The sequence below is a fragment of the Streptomyces sp. NPDC002838 genome, assembly GCF_040295365.1.
GTDB lineage: Bacteria > Actinomycetota > Actinomycetes > Streptomycetales > Streptomycetaceae > Streptomyces.
Map to the genome: position 1 here is coordinate 56,887 of NZ_JBEOVF010000046.1, position 22,051 is coordinate 78,937.

The 22,051-nt window shown below is 70.4% G+C and carries 16 protein-coding genes; 11 read left to right on the top strand and 5 right to left on the bottom strand.

Features of this window, described 5'->3' with window-relative positions; genetic code table 11:
* Window positions 1-3: 3 nt before the first annotated feature.
* On the bottom strand, window positions 4-3,030 hold the full coding sequence (locus tag ABT063_RS39855) for an NACHT domain-containing protein (RefSeq protein WP_351065635.1): 3,027 nt from the start codon (window positions 3,028-3,030) through the stop codon (window positions 4-6).
* 107 nt (window positions 3,031-3,137) lie between these two features.
* Complete coding sequence (locus ABT063_RS39860; RefSeq protein WP_351065637.1) at window positions 3,138-4,043, bottom strand: helix-turn-helix transcriptional regulator; 906 nt, start codon at window positions 4,041-4,043, stop codon at window positions 3,138-3,140.
* A 146-nt stretch (window positions 4,044-4,189) separates the two neighbouring features.
* Here ABT063_RS39860 and tkt point away from each other — a divergent pair, with 146 nt between their 5' ends.
* The 8 genes from tkt to ABT063_RS39900 are packed head-to-tail and all read left to right on the top strand — an operon-like array spanning window position 4,190 to window position 14,619.
* The gene (gene tkt, locus ABT063_RS39865; RefSeq protein WP_351065639.1) at window positions 4,190-6,265 is read left to right on the top strand and encodes a transketolase; all 2,076 of its coding nucleotides are present in this window, start codon (window positions 4,190-4,192) and stop codon (window positions 6,263-6,265) included.
* A gap of 19 nt (window positions 6,266-6,284) precedes the next feature.
* Window positions 6,285-7,430, top strand: coding sequence for a transaldolase (tal, locus tag ABT063_RS39870; RefSeq protein WP_351065641.1), 1,146 nt, complete (start codon window positions 6,285-6,287; stop codon window positions 7,428-7,430).
* Window positions 7,427-9,037, top strand: coding sequence for a glucose-6-phosphate dehydrogenase (zwf, locus tag ABT063_RS39875; protein ID WP_351065643.1), 1,611 nt, complete (start codon window positions 7,427-7,429; stop codon window positions 9,035-9,037). The genes tal and zwf overlap by 4 nt, the downstream gene beginning before the upstream one ends.
* On the top strand, window positions 9,034-9,969 hold the full coding sequence (gene opcA, locus ABT063_RS39880) for a glucose-6-phosphate dehydrogenase assembly protein OpcA (RefSeq protein WP_351065644.1): 936 nt from the start codon (window positions 9,034-9,036) through the stop codon (window positions 9,967-9,969). The genes zwf and opcA overlap by 4 nt, the downstream gene beginning before the upstream one ends.
* Window positions 9,962-11,614: a glucose-6-phosphate isomerase gene (gene pgi / locus ABT063_RS39885; RefSeq protein ID WP_351065646.1), complete on the top strand. Its 1,653-nt coding sequence runs from the start codon at window positions 9,962-9,964 to the stop codon at window positions 11,612-11,614. Before opcA ends, pgi begins: the two co-directional genes overlap by 8 nt.
* Before the next feature lie 6 nt (window positions 11,615-11,620).
* Window positions 11,621-12,502: a phosphogluconate dehydrogenase (NAD(+)-dependent, decarboxylating) gene (gene gnd / locus ABT063_RS39890; RefSeq protein WP_351065647.1), complete on the top strand. Its 882-nt coding sequence runs from the start codon at window positions 11,621-11,623 to the stop codon at window positions 12,500-12,502.
* A gap of 7 nt (window positions 12,503-12,509) precedes the next feature.
* Window positions 12,510-13,097 (top strand): histidine phosphatase family protein, encoded by a 588-nt coding sequence (locus ABT063_RS39895; RefSeq protein WP_351065648.1) that lies wholly within the window; start codon window positions 12,510-12,512, stop codon window positions 13,095-13,097.
* 58 nt (window positions 13,098-13,155) lie between these two features.
* Window positions 13,156-14,619, top strand: coding sequence for a pentapeptide repeat-containing protein (locus tag ABT063_RS39900; RefSeq protein WP_351065650.1), 1,464 nt, complete (start codon window positions 13,156-13,158; stop codon window positions 14,617-14,619).
* Here the strand turns inward: ABT063_RS39900 and ABT063_RS39905 are convergent.
* Both ABT063_RS39905 and ABT063_RS39910 read right to left on the bottom strand, forming a co-directional pair.
* On the bottom strand, window positions 14,606-16,438 hold the full coding sequence (locus ABT063_RS39905) for a bifunctional sugar phosphate isomerase/epimerase/4-hydroxyphenylpyruvate dioxygenase family protein (protein ID WP_351065652.1): 1,833 nt from the start codon (window positions 16,436-16,438) through the stop codon (window positions 14,606-14,608). The genes ABT063_RS39900 and ABT063_RS39905 overlap by 14 nt on opposite strands.
* 75 nt (window positions 16,439-16,513) lie before the next feature.
* Window positions 16,514-17,410, bottom strand: a complete 897-nt coding sequence (locus ABT063_RS39910; protein WP_351065663.1) for a shikimate dehydrogenase — start codon at window positions 17,408-17,410, stop codon at window positions 16,514-16,516.
* Between the two features lie 149 nt (window positions 17,411-17,559).
* Here ABT063_RS39910 and ABT063_RS39915 point away from each other — a divergent pair, with 149 nt between their 5' ends.
* Together ABT063_RS39915 and ABT063_RS39920 are read left to right on the top strand one after the other, a co-directional pair.
* Entirely contained in the window at window positions 17,560-18,225 is a 666-nt protein-coding gene (locus tag ABT063_RS39915; RefSeq protein ID WP_351065653.1) for a TetR family transcriptional regulator, read from the top strand.
* Between the two features lie 187 nt (window positions 18,226-18,412).
* Window positions 18,413-19,753 (top strand): MFS transporter, encoded by a 1,341-nt coding sequence (locus ABT063_RS39920; protein WP_351065655.1) that lies wholly within the window; start codon window positions 18,413-18,415, stop codon window positions 19,751-19,753.
* A gap of 110 nt (window positions 19,754-19,863) precedes the next feature.
* Here ABT063_RS39920 and ABT063_RS39925 read toward each other — a convergent pair whose 3' ends face one another.
* A complete protein-coding gene (locus tag ABT063_RS39925; RefSeq protein WP_351065657.1) occupies window positions 19,864-20,274 on the bottom strand; it encodes a VOC family protein in 411 nt (136 codons plus the stop codon).
* 334 nt (window positions 20,275-20,608) lie between these two features.
* On the opposite strand from ABT063_RS39925, the gene ABT063_RS39930 reads away from it, so the two are divergent.
* Window positions 20,609-21,838, top strand: coding sequence for a serine hydrolase domain-containing protein (locus tag ABT063_RS39930; RefSeq protein WP_351065659.1), 1,230 nt, complete (start codon window positions 20,609-20,611; stop codon window positions 21,836-21,838).
* Window positions 21,839-22,051 lie beyond the last annotated feature (213 nt).

Below are 22,051 nucleotides of genomic sequence, written 5' to 3' on the forward strand. Positions count from 1 at the left end.
GCTTCAGGCCCGGCGGCGCCAAAGGAAGCCGGGCCTGATCCGTCCCTGCGGCCTGGCACCCCCTTCGTGCCGCACCGAGAGCCGGTCGGCGGGGAGGGCGTCCAGGCCATGGACCCTGCCGGCGTCCACCAGGGTGACGTCGATCTGTCCCCGCCGCACCTTGCGCAGGGGGGACAGGTCGACGGCGGACTGGTAGCTCCGGCACGTCAGGCGCAATGTGAGGGAGGTGAGACCGGGGAACGCCTCTGCGACGTCCGGGATCTGTTCGCCCGTCAGGACGCCGTCCAGGTCCACTGCCGTGACGTCGGGAAGCGGCACCGCGGGGAGCGGGATGCCGTGGGGGGAGGACAGGGAAAGAGATCTCAGATTCGGGGTCCGGCCGAGGAAGGTGAGGTCCGCCCGCTCCGGCAGCCGGTGCAGGGCGAGTTCCTCGGCCTGGCTCTCACCGAGCGCGTCCAGATCGGTAACGACGTCGCACGACTCCACGGCGAGCCGACGCAGCGAGCTCAGGGGCGCCGGTGAGGGCAGCGCGAACGACACCGCGCTGGACGGTGTGACGGACAGTGAGTGGACCTTCAGCCGGGCGAGCGCGTCGACCAGGTCGGGCGTGAGCATCTGGCCCCTCAGCGAGACGTGCGGCACCCGGTCGAGCCCGTCCAGGCAGGCGGTCTGCTCCCGGCTCGACAGGTGCAGTGTCAGGTCGTCCAGTGGCAGCCTGGCCAGGACCTCTTCGACGAACGAGCGGGCGTCGAAGTACGCCCAGGACAGAGCCACTTCCTGCCGTACGTCACGGTCGGCGACGCGCTTGAAGCGGGCCAGCTGGTGCAGCGCGGCCTCGCCGCCGATACGGGCGATGGTCATCACCGTCGCCCGCGCCTGATCTCGCGTCAGCTCTTCGGGCCCGGGCAGCAGTTCCAGAACGATGTCCCCCGCGGTGGCGAGTTGCTCGGCGTTCGCCGGACTGTCGGGAGGAATCAGCGCTGACGCCCTCAGGGTCACCATGGCGCGCGCGGCAGGATCGAGGGTCGTGGCATGCTCCATGGCCGCCGCGGCGAGCAGGTGGTAGCGGCGGCGCAATTTCGGGTCCACACTCTGGTCGCCCAGTTCGACGAGCTTCCTCAGCAGGTGTGCGCGTTCACCGTCCCGGGCGTGTCCGACCGCGAGCCGGATCACGTCCTCCCACTGGTCGTTGCGCCCGGACTCGGCGAGCAGGTCCAGGTCCTCGGCCTCGACCGCGGCCTTGGCGCCCAGGTAGTCCTGGAACGTGCGGTGGATGAAGTCGACCGTGCCGACGGACGGCTCCCGCAGCAGTCCGCTGCGCAGCAGCAGGTAACGGAAGACGTCCTCGGCGGCGTCGGGCTGCGCCATGTGCGGCATGGCCGGGAGCTTCTCGCGGATGATACGTACCGCGGTCGACTGGGCCGCCTCGGAGCGGCCGTTGCGGATCAGCCAGTACGCGATCCGCTGGAGCAACTGGGTCTGCGCCTCCTCGGTGGGCGCGAGACCGTCCGGTACGGGGATCTCACGCTCCTTGTCACGGCGCACGAGCATCATGGTGAGCGCCGCGGCATACAACTCCATGCGGCGTTCGGGGAGATGGGTGAGCCGGTCACGGTGCAGGGCACAGATGAGGGCACACATCAGGGGGTTGGTGGCCAGCCGGTACAGGTCGTTCTTCTGCCGCAGCGTGGTCCGCAGGGCGTCCTGACAGCGTTCGACCGCCTGCCGTTCCTCGGGTTCGTCGACCGCGGTCAGGACGGCGTCGTGCCAGCGGACGACGAACCGGTCGACGTCGTGGCGATTCATCGGCAGCAGGTTGAACTCGGCGAAGTCGGCCTCCGCCAGCCAGCGGTTCTCCACGGCCGACGGCCGGGTGGTGACGAGGAAGAAGGTAGACGGATACAGGTCGACGAGGTCGAGCAACCAGCGTCGTACCACCGGCCGTTCGCTTTCGGAGACCTCGTCCACACCGTCGATCAGGACCATGCCGCGCCCGCTGTCCAGTACCCGGTCGGCCCAGTGCTCCGGCTGCAGTCCGTGCAGGATGCTGCCGGCAGCGCCCAGGAACTGCTCAGGGCGTGGCAGTCCGGCGTCCTGGGCGAGCGCGCGCAGAGGAAGCACGAAGGGCACGCGGCCACGCAGTCCCGCCAGTTCGTCGGGAAAGGAGTCCTGTGCGGCGCAGACGGCGAGCCACTGCATGAGCGTGGTCTTGCCCGATCCCGCGAGGCCCCGCAGCATCGCCCGGTTGCAGCCCGAGAGGGCCTCCTCGACGCGACGGCGGTTGGCGGACGGGGAGCCGCCGTCGCGGTGCGAGGCCAGCTCAAGGTTCAGGTAGGCGGTGTCCAGCGGCCAGCGCGCCCGGCCGGGATCGCTCAGGTCGAGGCCGAAGATGTTGAGCTTGCCGTACTTGCGCTCGATCTGGGCCAGATAGCGGTTCTCGAACTCCTCGTCCGCGCTGCCGGGCCGCGGAATCCGGTCCACCAGCATGTCCAGCAGGCGCAGTGTCTCGTCGAGCATGCGGGTCTGGGCGACCTGCGCGTGGGCGACGAAGGTCGACCGCTGGGTGAAGAAGTGCAGGATGTGCAGACAACTCAGGTCGAGCAGGCTGTCGTGGAGGGCGGTGGCATCCGCTGAGAGGTCGCGGGTGGCGTCCGGGCGTGCCGCGGCGAGGCGGCGCGCCAGTTCTTCGCGGCCCAGCCGGACCGCCTGGACATCGTCCATGTCCAGTTCGCCGAGCGCGCCGAGCGTCGCGGCCAGGGCGTCCGCCAGGGCTTCGCGCTCGTCGGACGCCACCGGGGGTTCGTGCGGGTTCGCCTCGACGGCCGCCGTCACCAGCTCCCGGGCGATCTTCCACATGTCGAGCATGCCCAGGGTGCGTTTCTCGCCGCTGAAGCCGACCAGTCTCGACACCCGTACGGGCTTGCTCACGAGTCCCGCCCCCGGCCCCTCCTTGACGAAGAGCCTGGCGATGATCGGCCGTGCCACCGACGAGGCGATGCGGGCGGTCGTACCGATACTGGCCGGATCCATCAGCCCCCCAACCGACGCCGAGGGGACGCGTCCCCTGTCGTAAAGGTCCCTAGATCATAGGGAGTTCGATCCCCCCGGAGCAGGGGGTCGGCGCGCTTCGGCGGTGTTCAGCGCAACTCCGCCCGAAACGCCGCCGGCGTCATCTCCGTGTGCTGCTGGAAGAACTTGGAGAAGTTCGCGGCGTCGGGAAAGCCGACCGCGGCGCCGATGCGACCGATGGGCATGTCGGTGTGGGCCAGCAGTCGCTTGGCCTCCAGGACGACGCGTTTGTCGATGAAGCCCTTGGGGGTTTCGCCGGTGGCGGCGCGGACCGCGCGGACGAGGGTGCGGCGGGAGTAGCCGAGTGCGTCGGCGTAGGCGCTGACGCTGTGGTTGGTGGCGAAGCCCTTCTCGACCGCGTCCCGGAAGAGGGTGAAGGTGGTGTCCGACTGGCGCCGGGCCGCCTCCGCGGAGCTGACCGCCAGGTGGGCGAGGCGCAGCAGGAACGCCGTGAGCGAGTGGCGCAGGACCGATGTGTGCAGGCTGAGCGGGAGGGTCGTGGTGTCCTCGTACTCGCGTCGGAGTTGGGCCAGGGCGGACGTCAGACCCGCCAACTGCGGCTCGTCGGGGTGCAGCAGGGGCGGGAGGTCGTAACGGTAGAGGCCGGTGGCCTCGACGGTGGCGCGGGGCAGGAAGCCGGGCTGCATGGTCAGTACGGTTCCGCGGTACTCGCTCGTCCACGAGAAGCGGTGGACCTGCCCCGGGCGGATCCACAGCAGGTCGCCGGCCGTCGCCTCGTACTCGGCGAAGTCGATCATGTGGTGCACGGGACCGTCGTCGAAGAGCATCACGACGTGGAAGTCGATGCGGTGGACGCGTTCCAGCGGCGCGTCGGCGTGCCAGGTGCGGCCGGTGCCCATCGGGCCGACCTGCATTCCGACGCCGCCGACGCTCAGCTCGACCGGGAAGGGGAACGTTCTGATCCCGTCCACGCCCTCGTCACCGTCTCCGCCTTGGATGGTTCTGTCCGCCATGTCCTTCTCGCGCCGCCTCGACCAAGCCGTCCGTGTCCCACTTTCACCACAGGCTGACACACCGCGACCTTCCCTCGTAAAAGTCAGACTTTTAAGTTTGAAGGCGTCAGACCAGCTACTTCGCTCCCATCGAGGACTTGTTGAAGATGAGCACGCAAACACCGGACAGCTTCGAATGGACCGAACTCGACCGGCGTGCCGTCGACACCGCCCGTCTTTTGGCGGCCGATGCCGTCCAGCGGGTGGGCAACGGCCACCCCGGCACCGCGATGAGCCTGGCCCCGGCGGCGTACACGATCTTTCAGAAGGTGATGCGTCACGATCCGGCCGACCCCGAGTGGACAGGTCGCGACCGCTTCGTGCTGTCCCCCGGGCACACCTCGCTCACCCTCTACACGCAGCTGTACCTCGCCGGGTACGAGCTGGAGCTCGACGACCTCAAGGCTTTCCGGACCCACGGTTCGAAGACGCCCGGCCATCCCGAGTACGGGCACACGGCCGGCGTCGAGACGACGACCGGGCCGCTCGGACAGGGCGTCGCCAACGCCGTCGGCATGGCCATGGCCGCCCGCTACGAGCGCGGCCTGTTCGACCCGGACGCCCCCGAGGGCGAGTCCCCCTTCGACCACACCGTCTGGGCGATCGTCTCCGACGGGGATCTTGAGGAGGGCATCTCCGCCGAGGCCTCCTCGCTGGCCGGCCACCAGAGGCTGGGCAACCTCGTCTTCCTCTACGACGACAACCACATCTCCATCGAGGGCGACACCGCGACGGCCTTCTCCGAGGACGTGCTGGGGCGGTACGAGGCGTACGGCTGGCACGTGCAGCGCGTCGAGCCCGCCGCCGACGGCGACATCGACGTCCACGCGCTCCACTCGGCGCTCAAGGCCGCGCAGGCCGAGACCGCGCGCCCCTCCATCATCGCGATGCGTACGATCATCGCCTGGCCCGCGCCGAACGCCCGGAACACCGAGGCCTCGCACGGCTCGGCTCTGGGTGAGGACGAGGTCGCCGCCACCAAGCGCGTCCTGGGCTTCGACCCGGAGAAGACGTTCGAGGTCGCCGACGAGGTCCTCGCGCACACTCGCCGGGCCCTCGACCGGGGCGCCGAGGCGCACGCCGCCTGGGACAAGCGGATCGACAAGTGGCGCGGCGACCGGCCCGAGCGCGCCAAGCTCTTCGACCGGGTGGTCGCCGGTCAGCTGCCCGAGGGCTGGGAGGACGCCCTGCCGGTTTTCGAGGCGGGCAAGGGTGTCGCCACGCGCGCCGCGTCCGGCAAGGTGCTCCAGGCGCTCGGCGCGGTCATCCCGGAGTTGTGGGGCGGCTCGGCCGACCTGGCGGGCTCGAACAACACCACGATCGACAAGACCAGTTCGTTCCTGCCGGCCGGCAATCCCCTGCCGGAGGCCGATCCGTACGGCCGGACGATCCACTTCGGCATCCGCGAGCACTCCATGGCCGCGGAGATGAACGGCATCGCCCTGCACGGCAACACCCGCATCTACGGCGGCACCTTCCTGGTGTTCTCCGACTACATGCGCAACGCCGTACGGCTGTCCGCGCTGATGCAGCTGCCGGTGACCTACGTGTGGACGCACGACTCCATCGGCCTCGGCGAGGACGGCCCCACCCACCAGCCCGTCGAACACCTGGCGTCCCTGCGCGCCATTCCCGGTCTGAACATCGTCCGTCCCGCCGACGCCAACGAGACCGCCGTCGCCTGGGCGGAGATCCTCAAGCGGCACGCCACCGACCCGGCGCCGCACGGTCTCGCACTCACCCGCCAGGGCGTACCGACGTACGAGCCGAACGCGGATGCCGCCAAGGGCGGTTACGTCCTGAAGGAGGCGTCCACCGGGGCCCCGGACGTCGTCCTCATCGCCACCGGCTCCGAGGTCCAGCTCGCCGTGGCCGCCCGGGAGCGGCTGGAAGCCGAGGGGGTCGGCACGCGGGTGGTGTCGATGCCGTCCGTGGAGTGGTTCGAGGAGCAGCCGCGGGGGTACCGCGAGAGCGTCCTGCCGCCGTCGGTGAAGGCCCGCGTTGCGGTCGAGGCCGGAGTGGGGCTGACGTGGTACCGGTTCGTAGGTGACGCAGGACGCATCGTCTCTCTCGAGCACTTCGGCGCCTCCGCCGACGGGAAGACCCTGTTCGCCGAGTACGGCTTCACCGCCGAGAACGTCGTCGCGGCGGCCCGGGAATCCCTCGCCGCCGCCCGTGGTTGATCCGATCGCCAGAAAGAAGATGATCACAGTGACCGAAGCAACCGCGACCGCGGGCGCGCTCCAGCGCCTGTCCGACGAGGGCGTCTCCATCTGGCTGGACGACCTGTCACGCAGCCGGATCGAGTCCGGCAACCTGGCCGGACTGGTCGAGACGAAGCACGTGGTGGGCGTCACCACCAACCCGTCCATCTTCCAGGCCGCCATCGGCTCCGGCGAGGGCTACGAGGAGCAGCTCGCCGACCTCGCCGCGCGGGGCGTGACGGTGGATGAGGCCGTCCGTATGCTGACGACCGTCGACGTGCGCGCTGCCGCCGACATTCTGCATCCTGTATACGAGGCGACCGGTGGTCGGGACGGCCGGGTCTCCATCGAGGTCGACCCGCGCCTCGCCCACAACACGGCGGCGACGATCGCCGAGGCCAAGCAGCTCGCCTGGCTGGTGGACCGCCCGAACGTGATGATCAAGATCCCGGCGACGAAGGCCGGTCTCCCGGCGATCACCGAGGTCATCGGCCTCGGCATCAGCGTCAACGTCACGCTGATCTTCTCCCTGGAGCGCTACCGCGAGGTCATGGACGCCTACCTCGCGGGCCTGGAGAAGGCGAACGCCAAGGGCCTGGACCTGGCCGAGATCCACTCGGTGGCCTCCTTCTTCGTCTCCCGCGTCGACTCCGAGATCGACAAGCGGCTGACGGTCCTGGGGACGCCGGAAGCGCTTTCCCTCAAGGGCCGCGCCGCTCTCGCCAACGCCCGACTCGCCTACGAGGCGTACGAGGAGGTCTTCGCCGGTGAGCGGTGGACCGCCCTCGCCGGGGCCAAGGCCAACAAGCAGCGTCCGCTGTGGGCGTCGACCGGTGTGAAGGATCCCGCATACAAGGACACCCTGTATGTCGACGAGCTGGTCGCGCCGGGCACGGTCAACACGATGCCGGAGGCCACGCTGAACGCCACCGCCGACCACGGCGAGATCACCGGGAACACCGTCACCGGCGGATACGCGCAGGCCCGCGCGGACCTCGCCGCCGTGGAGCGGCTCGGCATCTCCTACGACGAGGTCGTGCGGCAGCTGGAGGACGAGGGCGTCGCCAAGTTCGAGGTGGCCTGGCAGGACCTGCTGGACGCTGTGACGAAGTCCCTGAACAGCAAGGGGGTCGACGCGGAATGAGCAAGCAACTTCCCGACACCACGCCCGAGGAAACCAAGACGCAGACGGCCGGACAGGAGGTGACCGTCCCGGTCCTCCCGGCCGCCGACTGGTCCAATCCCCTGCGCGACGCCCGCGACCGCCGGCTCCCCCGGATCGCCGGCCCGTCAGGTCTCGTCATCTTCGGCGTCACCGGCGACCTGTCCCGCAAGAAGCTGATGCCGGCCGTCTACGACCTCGCCAACCGCGGTCTGCTGCCGCCGGGCTTCTCGCTCGTCGGGTTCGCCCGCCGGGACTGGGAGCACCAGGACTTCGCGCAGGTCGTGCACGACGCGGTCCGCGAGCACGCGCGCACGCCGTTCCGCGAGGAGGTCTGGCAGCAGCTCGTCGAGGGCATGCGGTTCATCCCCGGCGATTTCGACGACGACACGGCGTTCAAGCAACTGCGCTCCGCCGTCGACGAGCTGGACGCCTCCCGCGGCACCAGCGGCAACTACGCCTTCTACCTCTCCGTACCGCCGAAGTTCTTCCCGAAGGTCGTCCGGCAGCTGAAGAAGCACGGGCTGGCCAAGGCGCCCGAGGGGTCCTGGCGGCGCGCGGTCATCGAGAAGCCGTTCGGACGCGACCTGACGAGCGCGCGTGAGCTGAACGCGATCGTGCACGACGTCTTCGAGCCGGACCAGGTCTTCCGCATCGACCACTACCTCGGCAAGGAGACCGTCCAGAACATCCTGGCGCTGCGCTTCGCCAACCAGATGTACGAGCCGATCTGGAACCGGTCGTATGTCGACCACGTACAGATCACCATGGCCGAGGACATCGGCATCGGCGGCCGCGCAGGCTACTACGACGGCATCGGCGCCGCCCGTGACGTCATCCAGAACCACCTGCTGCAGCTGATGGCGCTGACCGCCATGGAGGAGCCGGCCGCCTTCGACGCCGAGTCGCTGCTCAACGAGAAGCTGAAGGTGCTGCGCGCGGTGAAGCTGCCGGAGGACATCGGCGCGCACACGGTGCTCGGGCAGTACGCGCCCGCCTGGCAGGGCGGCGAGCAGGTGCGCGGCTACCTCGAGGAGGACGGCATCGACCCGGCCTCCACCACCGACACGTACGCCGCCATCAAGCTGAACGTCGACAACCGGCGCTGGGCCGGGGTCCCCTTCTACCTGCGGACGGGCAAGCGCCTGGGCCGCCGCGTCACCGAGATCGCGGTCGTCTTCCAGCGTGCGCCGCACTCCCCCTTCGACTCCACGGCCACCGAGGAGCTGGGCCAGAACGCGATCGTCATCCGCGTCCAGCCCGACGAGGGCATGACAGTCCGGTTCGGGTCGAAGGTGCCGGGCACCTCGATGGAGATCCGGGACGTGACGATGGACTTCGCGTACGGCGAGTCCTTCACGGAGTCCAGTCCGGAGGCGTACGAGCGCCTCATCCTGGACGTCCTCCTCGGGGACGCCAACCTGTTCCCCCGTCACCAGGAAGTGGAAGAGTCCTGGAAGATCCTCGACCCGATCGAGGAGCACTGGGCGACGCACGGCCGGCCGGCGCAGTACGCGTCGGGCAGCTGGGGACCCGAGGAAGCCGACGAGATGCTCGCACGAGACGGACGGAGCTGGCGCAGGCCATGAAGATCGACCTGAGCGACACCACGGCAAGCAAGATCAACAAGGCGCTGGTGCAGGGTCGCCGCGCCATCGGCACCCCCGCCGTGGGCATGGTCCTGACGATGGTGATCGTCACGGACGAGGAGAACGCCTACGACGCGATCAAGGCGGCCGAGGAGGCTTCGCACGAGCACCCCTCGCGCACCCTGGTCGTCATCAAGCGGCACGCCCGCACCCCGCGCGACCGCACCAACTCCCACCTCGACGCCGAGGTGCGGGTGGGCGCGGACGCGGGCACCGGCGAGACGGTCATCCTCAGGACGTACGGCGAGGTCTCCGACCACGCCGACTCCGTCGTCCTGCCGCTGCTGCTGCCGGACGCCCCGGTCGTCGTGTGGTGGCCGGTGGACGCGCCGGAGAACCCGGCGAAGGACCCGCTGGGCGCGCTGGCCCAGCGCCGGATCACCGACCTGTACGCCGTGGAGAACCCCCTCGCGGTGCTGGAGGCCCGGGTCCGCTCCTACGCGCCCGGCGACACCGACCTCGCCTGGACCCGGCTCACGCCGTGGCGTTCAATGCTGGCCGCGGCCCTGGACCAGGCCCGGGTGAGGGTGATCTCGGCGGCGGTGGAGGCCGAGGAGGAGAACCCGGCCGCCGAGCTGCTGGCCCGCTGGCTGGAGGCACGCCTCGGCGTCACCGTCGACCGGGTCGTCACCGCGGGGCCGGTCGTCACGGCCGTACGGCTGGGCACCGAGAACGGCGAGATCCTCATCGACCGCCCCGAGGGCCCGCTGGCCACGCTCTCCCTGCCCGGCCAGCCCTCACGCACCCTCGCGCTGAAGGTCCGCTCCACCTCCGAACTCATCGCCGAGGAGCTCAGGCGCCTCGACGCGGACGAGATGTACGCCGTCGCCCTGCGCGGCGAGGCCACCAAGGAGATCCCCTCTCATGTCTGACTCCGTTTCCGGCTCCCCCAAGCTCACCCGGCGGCCCGAGTGGGTCGCCCTGGAGGATCACCGCGCCCAGTGGCAGGCGCATCTGCGTGACCTGTTCGCGGCGGACCCCGGGCGCGCGGAGCGGTACGTGGTGCGCGTCGGCGACCTGCGCATCGACTACTCCAAGAACCTCATCACCGACGAGACACTCGCCCTGCTCCAGGAACTGGCCACCGCCACCGACGTGTTCGGGCTGCGCGACGCCATGTTCGGCGGCGAGAAGATCAACACCACCGAGGGCCGCGCCGTACTGCACACCGCGCTGCGCGCCCCCGCGAACGCGGTGATCGAGGTCGACGGCGAGAACGTCGTCCCCAAGGTCCACGCGGTCCTCGACAAGATGGCCGACTTCGCGAACCGGGTCCGCTCCGGCGAGTGGACCGGCCACACCGGCAAGCGGATCAGGAACGTCGTCAACATCGGCATCGGCGGCTCCGACCTGGGCCCGGCCATGGCGTACGAGGCGCTGCGGGCCTACACCGCACGGGGGTTGACGTTCCGGTTCGTGTCCAACGTGGACGGCGCCGATCTGCACGAGGCCATCCGGGACCTGGACCCGGCGGAGACCCTCTTCATCGTCGCGTCCAAGACCTTCACCACCATCGAGACGATCACCAACGCCACCTCGGCCCGCTCCTGGCTGCTCGCCGGCCTCGGCGGCGAGGAGAAGGCGGTCGCCAGGCACTTCGTGGCCCTGTCGACGAACGCGGAGAAGGTCACCGGGTTCGGCATCGACCCGGACAACATGTTCGAGTTCTGGGACTGGGTCGGCGGCCGCTACTCCTTCGACTCGGCGATCGGCCTCTCCCTGATGATCGCCATCGGCCCGGACCGCTTCCTGGAGATGCTCGACGGGTTCCGCATCGTCGACGAGCACTTCCAGAACGCGTCCGCCGAGGACAACGCCCCACTGATCCTGGGCCTGTTGGGCATCTGGTACGGCAACTTCTTCGACGCCCAGTCGCACGCCGTCCTGCCGTACAGCCACTACATGTCGAAGTTCACGGCATACCTCCAGCAGCTGGACATGGAGTCCAACGGCAAGTCCGTGGACCGCGACGGCCGCCCCGTGGAGTGGCAGACCGGGCCGGTGGTGTGGGGCACGCCCGGCACCAACGGGCAGCACGCCTACTACCAGTTGATCCACCAGGGCACCAAACTCATCCCTGCCGACCTGATCGGCTTCGCCCGCCCCGTCGACGAGCTGAGCGACGAACTCAAGGCACAGCACGACCTGTTGATGGCCAACCTGTTCGCGCAGGGGCAGGCCCTCGCCTTCGGCAAGACCGCCGACGAGGTGCGCGCGGAGGGCGTGCCCGAGGAGCAGGTGCCGCACCGCACCTTCAAGGGCAACCACCCGACGACCACCATCCTGGCGAAGGAACTCACCCCGTCGGTCCTCGGCCAGCTCATCGCGCTCTACGAGCACAAGGTGTTCGTCCAGGGCACCGTCTGGAACATCGACTCCTTCGACCAGTGGGGTGTCGAGCTCGGCAAGGTCCTCGCCAGGCGGGTCGAGCCCGCGCTCACCGAAGGCGCCGACGTGCCCGGCCTCGACCCGTCCACCGCCGCACTCGTGGCCACATACCGCGCTCTAGGGAAGTGAATTGACATGCAGTTGGGACTCATCGGCCTCGGCAAGATGGGCGGCAACATGCGCGAGCGGATCCGCCGCGCCGGCCACACCGTCATCGGCTACGACCGCAACCCCGAGCTCTCCGACGTCGCCAGCCTGGCCGAGCTGGTCGACAAGCTCCAAGCCCCCCGCACGATCTGGGTGATGGTCCCGGCCGGCGCCCCGACCCAGTCCGTCGTCGACGAGCTCGGCGGCCTGCTGTCGCCCGGCGACACGGTCGTCGACGGCGGCAACTCCCGCTGGACCGACGACGAGAAGCACGCCGAGGAGCTCGGCGCCAAGGGCATCGGCTTCGTCGACGCGGGCGTCTCGGGTGGCGTGTGGGGCCTGCAGAACGGCTACGCCCTGATGGTCGGCGGCGACAAGGAGCACGTCGACCGGCTCCAGCCGATCTTCGAGGCGCTCAAGCCGGAGGGGCCGTACGGCTATGTCCACGCCGGCAAGGTCGGCGCCGGGCACTTCTCCAAGATGGTCCACAACGGTATCGAGTACGCCATGATGCAGGCGTACGCCGAGGGCTGGGAGCTGCTGGAGTCGGTCGACTCCGTCACGGACGTGCGCGAGGTCTTCCGGTCCTGGCAGGAGGGGACGGTCATCCGCTCCTGGCTCCTCGACCTCGCCGTCAGCGCCCTCGACCAGGACGAGCACCTGGAGAAGCTGCGTGGGTACGCGGAGGACTCCGGCGAGGGGCGCTGGACCGTCGAGGCGGCCATCGACAACGCGGTGCCGCTGCCCGCGATCACCGCCTCCCTCTTCGCACGGTTCGCGTCCCGCCAGGACGACTCCCCGCAGATGAAGATGGTCGCGGCGCTGCGCAACCAGTTCGGTGGGCACGCCGTCGAGTCGGCGAAGGAGTAGGCGCGCCGTGGGGGATCTCCTGCTGGTCCGCCACGGCGAGACGGAGTGGAGCGCGTCGGGACAGCACACCAGCTGGACCGACCTGCCCCTCACCCAGTGCGGCGAGGAACAGGCCAAGTCCCTCGCCCCGCTCCTCGTCCACCGGGCCTTCGCCCTCGCGCTGACCAGCCCGCTGGGCCGCGCGATACGCACCGCCGAACTGGCGGGCCTGACGGGGGTCGTGACCGACCCCGACCTGCACGAGTGGGACTACGGCGCCTACGAGGGCGTCACCACCGTCGACATCCACCGCACGCGCCCCGACTGGTACCTGTGGACCGACGGTGTGCCGCCCGGCCCGGACGGACACCCCGGCGAGTCGCCCGAGCAGGTGGGGCTGCGTGCCGACCGGGTGCTGTCCCGGGTGGAGGCGGCGCTGCCCGACGGGGACGTGATCCTCGTGGCCCACGGTCACTTCCTGCGGGTGTTGACGGCCCGTCGGCTGGGGCTGGCGCCGGGCGACGGCCGACTGTTCCAGCTCGCGACGGGAACAGTCTGTCGACTGTCTACAGAACACGGTCGCCCGGTGATCGTGGAATGGAACAGTCGGACGTAACGCATCACGGCCGGGGGCGAGTTGACAGCCCTCGGCCATCGCGTCAGAGTCCCCGCTGATGGAGATCAACGAGCTGACGCCGGCCGAGGCGCAGGTGTGGCGGGCCTTCCCCCGAGGGGAGACCGTGGACTTCCGTACCGCCGAGGACGAGGACACGGCGGCGGGGACCGACTGGGGACCGGAGCGCACCCTGCGCGCCTCGGTGCTCAGGGCGCTGCTGGTCAGCGCACCCCAGGAGGACGGGGAGATCGCCGCCCTAAGGGTCATGGGCGCCCGGATCACCGGCGCGCTCGACCTCACCCACGCCGTCGTCGACGCTCCGGTCCGCCTGACCCACTGTCACTTCACCGACCCACCCGATCTGTACGGCATCCAGCTGCGCAGACTCAGCCTGCGCGGCTCCGTGCTCCCGGCCCTGGACCTCGGCAGCGCGCGGGTCGACGGCGTGATGCAGCTGTCGGACTGCCGGGTGCGCGGGCGGATTCAGCTGAGCGGCGCCCAGATATCCGGCGCCCTGTTCCTGGACCGCGCAGAACTCACCGGGCAGGACGACTCGCAACCCGTGCTCAAGCTGAACCAGGCATTGATCGAGGACGACTTGCGGGCGACGGAGCTGCGTGCCCACGGCGAGATACGGCTCAACGGCGCCACCGTCAACGGATCGGTCGATCTCAGGGGCGCGCACCTCACCCACCCGGGCCAGGTCGCCCTCGACGCACAGACGCTCACCGTGAACGGCGACTTCTCGCTGCGGAACACCCACGTACGCGGCTGGATCGGCCTGCGCGGCGCCTGCGTCACCGGCCGCTTCGACCTGTCGTACGCACGCCTGTCGAACCCCGGGGACGCCGCGCTGCGCGCCACCAGCTGCAGCATCGGGGAGCTCTGGCTGCGCAAGGGGCTCCCGCCGGACGGCTTCCTCAATCTGCGCCGCGCCCAGATCGACGTGCTGTTCCTGGAACCGGAGATGGTGCCGGACCGGATGCTGCTCAACAGCCTCGTCTACACCTCCCTCACTCCGCACGAACCCGCCGAACGCCGCCTGCCCATGCTGGAGTGCGACGGCGACGGCTATGTCCCGCACGCCTACGAGCAGTTGACCGCCGCCTACCGACGCATCGGCGACGACGACGCCGCCCGGCTCGTCCAGCTCGCCAAGCAGCGCCGCCGCCGCGGCACGCTGCCCTGGTACGGCCGTGTGTGGGGCCACGTCCAGGACGCCACCGTCGGCTACGGATTCCGTCCGCTGCGGGCGTGCGGCTGGCTGCTGTCCCTGCTCGCCGTCGGCTCGGTCGTGTACGGCCTGCACCATCCCCCACCGCTCAAGGCGTCCGAGGCCCCGCACTTCAACCCGGTGTTCTACACCCTCGACCTGCTGCTGCCGGTGATCTCCTTCGGCCAGGAGGGGGCGTTCGCCCCGCGCGAGGGGTATCAGACGCTGTCGTACGCGCTCGTCATCGCCGGCTGGATCCTGGCTACGACGGTCTTCGCCGGGGTCACCCGTACCGTCAGCCGCCAGTGAGCCGCTTCACGGCGTGCTGGGCCGCGAGACGTACGGGGGCGTTCTGGGCGCCGTAGCCGCGGTAGTCGCCGTCGCGCTGAAGGAGCTCGAAGAAGACGCGGCCGACGGTGCGGGTATAGCAGTGGCGGAACTCGCCGTGCGCGTCCCGGTCATAGAGGATGCCGAGTTCGCGGTACGTCTCCAGCTCGCCGTCGGCGAACTCGAACCGGGCCGCCAGGTCGTCGTAGTAGTTGGCGGGGATCGGCAGCAGGCGGCCGCCGGCCGCGACGAAGCGGCGGGCCGCGGCGACCACGTCGTCGGTGGCCAGCGCGATGTGCTGGGCGTGGACGGTGTCGTCGGTCGGTGCCGCGCCGACGGTGAGGGCGATGCGCACGGTGCCGTCGGCGTTGGTGACGGCGCGGCTGCGCAACAGGCCGTAGGGGTCGGCGACGTCGACGCTCTCCTGGGCGCGCAGGCCGAGCACGCTGCGGTGGAAGAGAGCGGCCTCGTCGAAGTGGTGCCAGGGCTGGGTGAGGGCGAGGTGGTCGATGCGGACCGGCTCGGCGGCGGGCGGGTGCTCTGCGGCCTTTACGTCCTCACCAGTTACGTCCTCATCCTTTACGTCCTCGAAGTCCGCCCGCCAGTCGGGGAGTTCGCGGCGGCCTGTGGCGCAGAAGAACAGTTCCGTGCCGTCGGGCGCCGCCACGGCGTCCAGCGGGGCGTCCTCCGGGGCACGGCGGCGCGGCAGGACGGGGGCCAGCAGGGCCTCGGCGCGGCGGGCGGCGGCCGTCGGGTCCGGTGATTCCAGCCCGATCGCGGCGAGCCCGGTGCCGTCACGGCGTACGGCCGTCCCGGTGTTGACCAGGACACGGGCCTCGCCCCACTGCCACAGGTCGACGGGTTTGCCGCGGTGCCGTGCCGTGCGGGCGAAGCCCAGCGCGCCGAGGACCGCCGAGACGGGCTCCGCGTCGGGTGTGACCAGTTCGGCGAAGGCGATGCCCGTGGGGACGACCGGTGCGGGCGGCGCGGCCACGCCCACCGCCTCCTGGAGGACGAGGAGGGAGCGCCGGGCGTCGACGGCCGTGGGGCCGGCCTCGGCCTGGCGGAAGACGTCGTTGAAGATCTCCAAGGAGAGCGGACCGCGGTAGCCCGTATGCAATACACGGCGCACAAGATCCGCTATATCGAATCCTCCCTGGCCCGGGAAGCAGCGGTAATGCCGGCTCCACTGCAGGACGTCCATCGCGAGCAGGGGGGCGTCGGCCAGTTGGAGGAAGAAGATCTTCTCGCCGGGGATGTCCTCGATGCCCTTGGGGTCGGAGCCCCGGGAGAGGATGTGGAAGCTGTCCAGACAGGTGCCGAGCGCCGGATGGCCGGCCGTCTCGACGATGCGCCAAGCGTGGTCGTACGTGCTGACGTGCCGACCCCAGGCGAGCGCCTCGTAGGCGACACGGATGCCGAAGTCCTGCGCCAGGTCGGCGAGTCGGCTCAGCTGCTCGGCGGCCAGCGCGTCGTCGTCCACGGCTGGCGGGGAGACGCTGGAGCAGACCAGCACGGTGTCCGCGCCGAGCCTGCGCATGAGCTCGAACTTGTGCCGGGCGCGCCGCAGGTTGCGGGCGAACTGCTCCTCCCCCACCGCCTCGATGTCGCGCATCGGCTGGTAGAGGTCGACGGTGAGGCCGAGGTCGGCGCAGCGGGCGCGGATCGCCTCGGGGCCGAGGGGGCTGGCGAGCAGGTCGTTCTCGAAGATCTCGACGCCGTCGAAGCCGGCCCGGGACGCGGCCGTGAGCTTCTCGGTGAGGGATCCGCTGAGGGAGACGGTGGCGATGGACGTACGCACGTCGGTACCTCTGTTTCTCTTCAGGTCCCTTGCTTGCGGGCTGTTCGCGTACTGTCCTCGCGGACTGTTCGCGGACTACTGGTGGGCCCCCACGGCCCCGGCCCCGCTCCCGGTCAGCTCGGTGAAGTCCGCGAGCATCCGGGCGCTGTCGGGTTCCCGGCCGGTGAACAGGCGGAACGCGTCCACGGCCTGGAAGACGGCCATGCCGCCGCCGTCGAGAGTGGCGCAGCCGAGCGCGCGGGCGGTGCGCAGCAGCTCTGTCTCCAGGGGGCGGTAGACCACCTCGGCGATCCACAGGCCGGGGTGGAGCAGTTCGGCGGGGAGGGGCAGGCCGGGGTGGGCGGCCATGCCGGTGGGGGTGGCGTGCACCAGGCCGCCGAGGCCGTCGACGCGCGCGAGGAGGTCCGGCAGCCGGTCCGGGGTGGCGGAGACCGCCCGGCCGTCCCCGAAGCGGTGGTTCAGGGAGTCGGCGAGGGCGGCGGCCCGATCGGGCAGCGCGTCGACGACGGTGACCCGCTCGGCGCCGAGGATGAGCGTGGCGTGCGCGACGGCCGCGCCCGCGCCGCCGGCGCCCAGCTGCACCACCCGCTCCAGCGGTACGTCGGGCAGGCCGCGCGCGAAGGAGGCGGCGAAGCCGGTCACGTCGGTGTTGTGGCCGATCGCGTGGCCGTCCTCGAAGACGACGGTGTTGACCGCCCCCAGCGCCTCTGCCTGCGGGGCGAGTGCGTCCAGGTGCCGGATCACGTGCTGCTTGCACGGGTGCGTGATGTTGAGCCCGTCGAAGCCCAGGTCGCGGGCGGCCCGTACGAGATCGCCCACCGCTTCGGGCGGGACGCCGAGGGTGTCGATGTCGATGATCCGGTACAGATAGCGCAGGCCCTGGCGGTCGGCCTCCCGCTCGTGCAGCGCCGGGCTGAGCGACGGGCCGATGCCGGAGCCGATCAGTCCGACGAGATACGAGTCCTTGGACAGCACCGAGGGGCCTCCTGAGCGGCTCACTAATGTACGAACTAGTACGTTAGCTATAGCAGCAAAGCAGATACCGGGGGAAGACCTTGCCGGGTACGGATGCGAGCGGGCTTCTACAATCTCGGCACTGGCCCCTCGCCCGAAGGAACCCGATGACCAGCGTCGAAGACCCGGCACGACCGAACGGGCGCATCCGTGACGCCGCCCGCACCCAGGCCGAGATTCTCGACGTGGCGACCCAGGAGTTCGCCCGGGCCGGCTACGACGGGGCCCGGGTCGACGAGATCGCCGCCCGCACCCGTACCACCAAGCGGATGATCTACTACTACTTCGGCGGCAAGGAGCAGCTGTTCACGGCCGTGCTGGAGCGGGCGTACGCCGTGATCCGCGAGGCCGAGCAGCGACTCGACGTCGACCACCTGGACCCGGTCGCGGCCATCCGGCGACTGGCGGAGCTCACCTTCGACCACCATGAGCAGCACCCGGACTTCATCCGCCTGGTGAGCATCGAGAACATCCACGGAGCCGAGCACATCGCGGCCTCGGCGAAGCTCGGGAAGATCGGCTCGCCCGCCCTCGACGTGATCCGCCGGATCCTGGAGTCGGGACAGAAGTCGGGGTTGTTCACGGCCGACGTCGACGCCGTCGACCTGCACGCGATGATCAGTTCCTTCTGCTTCTTCCGGGTCGCCAACCGGCACACCTTCGGCGCCCTGTTCGGCCGCGACCTGGTGGATCCCGCCCAGCGCGAGCACTACCGCGCGATGCTCGGCGACATGGTGATCGCCTACCTGACGGCGGACCGCGCGGCCGACTGAGCACCCGCTCCCGTACAGGAAGACCGCTCGAGAAGATCCTTCGGCAGCACCTCTTGACACCCGGGAAACGTCAGCGCAACATCCCACCCACCGCTACTAACTATCCAGTGGGTTAATTGGCCGAGATCCGGCACTACTCCCCTCCGCTCACTCCACTTAGGTTGGAGTTCCCCCGAAGGAGCACGCCGTGTCCGTCCCCGCCGCACCGCCCGGCCAGCCGAAAAAAGCCGCCACGGCGGCCTGGATCGGCAGCGCCCTGGAGTACTACGACTTCTTCATCTACGGCAGCGCGGCCGCGCTGATCTTCCCCGAGGTGTTCTTCGACGAGTCCGACCCGGCCACCGCGACCCTGCTGTCGCTGGCCACGTTCGGCGTCGCGTACGCGGCCCGCCCCATCGGCGCACTCTTCCTCGGGCACTTCGGCGACCGGCTCGGCCGCAAGAAGATCATGGTCTTCACGCTGATCCTGATGGGCCTGTCGACGTTCCTCATCGGCTGCCTGCCCACCCGTGCCCAGGTCGGCACCCTCGCCCCCGTCCTGCTCGTGCTGTGCCGGGTACTGCAGGGCATCTCGGCGGCCGGCGAGCAGGCCAGCGCCAACTCCATGACGCTGGAACACGCGCCGCCGCACCGGCGCGGCTTCTTCACCAGCTTCACGCTCAGCGGCACCCAGGGCGGCCAGTTGCTCGCCACGCTGGTCTTCATCCCCGTCGCCGCGCTGCCCGAGGACCAGCTGATGTCCTGGGGCTGGCGGGTGCCCTTCTGGCTGAGCGTCGCGGTCGCCGTCGCCGGATACGTCATCCGCCGCACGCTCGACGAGACCCCGGCCTTCGCCCAGCAGGCCTCCGACGAGGGCGTCGCCAGGATGCCGCTGGCGATCCTGATGCGCGAGCACTGGAGGGACGTGCTGCGGGTGATCGCGGGCGCGCTCATCGCCTCGGTCAGCACGATCTTCACGGTCTGGGCGCTGGCCTACGCCACCAGCGACTCGGTCGGCATGTCCCGCTCGTCCATGCTGTGGGTGGGCGCGCTCGCCAACCTCGTCGCGCTCGCCGCGATCCCGCTGTGGGCCACGCTGTCCGACCGCATCGGCCGACGCCCGGTGTACCTGATCGGCGCGGCGGGCAGCGCGGTGGCGATGTTCGTCTACCTGTGGGCGATCTCGACGGGCTCCTACCCGCTGACCCTGCTGCTGGGCATCGTCGCCTTCGGTGTCGTCTACAGCGCCGCGAACGGCGTGTGGCCGTCCTTCTACGGCGAGATGTTCACCACCCGCGTCCGGCTGTCGGGCATGGCGATCGGCACCCAGATCGGCTTCGCCGTGGCGGGCTTCGCGGTCACCTTCGCCGCGCAGATCGCCGGCCCCGACGGCGACGACTGGATGGCGGTTGCCCTGTTCACCGCGGCCCTGTGCGTCCCGCCGGTGATCGCGGTTGTCTCTGCCCGTGAGACCCACAGGGTCCCGACGGAGAAGCTCGGCGAGCGCTCGCCCCGCCCGGCGCGGCAGCCGGAGAAGGTGACGGCCTGATCCGACCGCGCCTCCTCGCCGCACGGTCCCTCGCAGCCGTCATGACCGCGGGGGGCCGTGCCTTCCTGCCCGGACCGCCGTAGCGTCCCGCTCGGGCCGCCGCCGTACCGTCACGCGTTGGACCACGCCCGCTCGCAGAGCACCAGCCGGTATCCGTCCGGGTCCTCGACTGTGACGCCCCACCGGTTCCAGTAGGGGTTGGGAGACGACACCCGCTTGCCGCCGTGCTCCTCCAGCCGGGCGACCAGGTCGTCCGGCACCGGGCCGTCGACGTAGATCACCAGGAGGTCCTCCTCGGTGGGCCGGGGCTCGACGGGCCGCGCGGCCTCGTGGACGAGCTCCAGATGCCAGTCGGCGTCCGGCCAACCCAGCATCAGCAGATCGTGCTCCCCGGATTCGGTCCCGCCCTCCGCCCGCCATACGACGTTCAGCCCGAGCCCCTCGCCCCAGAAGCGCTCGGCCGCGGCCAGGTCCCTGGACGGGCGGGCGATACGGATGTGGCTACGACCGTTGACGGGCATGATGCCCCCTCCTCCTCATGGCGTCCTCGCCGACGCTGATCTGCTCGGCAGCCTAGGCAGCCCATGAGCGTCGGGACCATCGGTCATCCGCCCTGCGCCCGGAGCCCTAGGACTGACGCCGCTCACGACGGTTGACGTCCCCTGAACCGGCCTGCGGGCGGCGTCAGTTGAGCCTGCCGCTGGTTCGTCTGCGCGTATGTACCGCAGTACATGCGCGATCGACGATCATCGCGATACGGGGGACCGTTCACCTGTTCCTGCGCGACGATGATGTCTGAGGCCGTCCGGCGGGGTATGCCGGACCGCACCTCGACGAACGCGACGGAGGAGAACGATGGCACGACTGCGGCAAGAGGTGGACCCGGGTGAGGCCGGGCTGGATCCGAAGGCGCTGGACCGCCTCGACCAGCACTTCGCCCACTACGTCGACGAGGGCCGCCTGCCCGGCTTCCTCGTGGCCGTCTCACGCGGCGGACGTGTCGCCCACCTCACCACGCACGGCCGCCGTGACATCGCCGCCGGGCTCCCCGTCGAGACCGACACGCTGTGGCGGATCTACTCGATGACCAAGCCGGTCACCGCGGTCGCCGCGCTGCTCCTGGTGGAGGAGGGCCGGCTGTCACTGGACGACCCGGTCGACCGCCACCTCCCGGCCTTCGCCGAGCCGCGGGTGTACGTCAGCGGCTCCGGCGCCGACACCGTGACCCGCCCGGCGGCCGGACCGATACTCGTACGGCATCTGATGACCCACACCGCGGGCCTGACCTTCGCCTTCTACCACACCCACCCCGTCGACGCCCTCTACCGCGCCGCCGACCTGGAGTCGTCGGTGGTGCCGGGGTCGGACCTGGCGCACACGGTCGACGTGTACGCGAGCCTGCCGCTGCAGTTCGAGCCGGGCACGCAGTGGAACTACTCGGTCGCCTCCAACGTGCTCGGCCGGGTGATCGAGGTGGTGTCCGGGCAGCCGCTCGACACCTTCTTCGCCGAGCGGATCTTCGGCCCGCTCGGGATGACCGACGCCGGATTCCGCGTCACCGACGAGCAGGCGGGCAGACTCTCCGAGCTGTACGGCGACGCCGACGGCGGTGGCATCGAGCCGATCCCCGGTCTCCCGCTGCGCGGCCGGCCCCGCTTCCTGTCGGGCAGCGGCGGAATGGTGGCCTCCGCCCACGACATGCACCGCTTCATGGAACTGCTGCGCCGCCGGGGCGAGCTCGACGGCACCCGCCTCCTCGCCCCCGAGACGGTGGACCTGATGACCTCCAACCACCTCCCCGGCGGCGCCGACCTGCGCGCCTTCGGCAGCAAGCCCGCGCACGACGAGCCGGGCAACGAGGGCGTCGGCTTCGGCCTCGGCGTCTCGGTGGTGATCGACCCGGCGCGCACCCAGGCACCCTCGGGCCTCGGCACGTACGGCTGGACCGGCGTGGCGACGACGACGTTCTGGGTCGACCCGAGCCGCGACCTGACTGTCCAGTTCATGACGCAGGTACGGCCGAAGAGCTCCCACACGATCTTCCCGGACCTCAAACGGCTGGTGCACGAGGCGATCGCCGGCTAGACCGCCGGCTGGATCGTCGACCACTGTCTGTGGGGGCCTCGGGGATCGCTCGGGGACATCTCAGGGAGATCCCCGATCAGTGGCGGGCCCCGGTCGTGCCAGCCTGGAAGGCGAGCGCGGGGGCGGCCCCGCGGGGGGGGGGGCGGCCGCCGGGGCGGGGGGGCGGGGGGGCACCCGTGGGTGGAGGGGACCGATAGTGGGGGGCACCGGGGC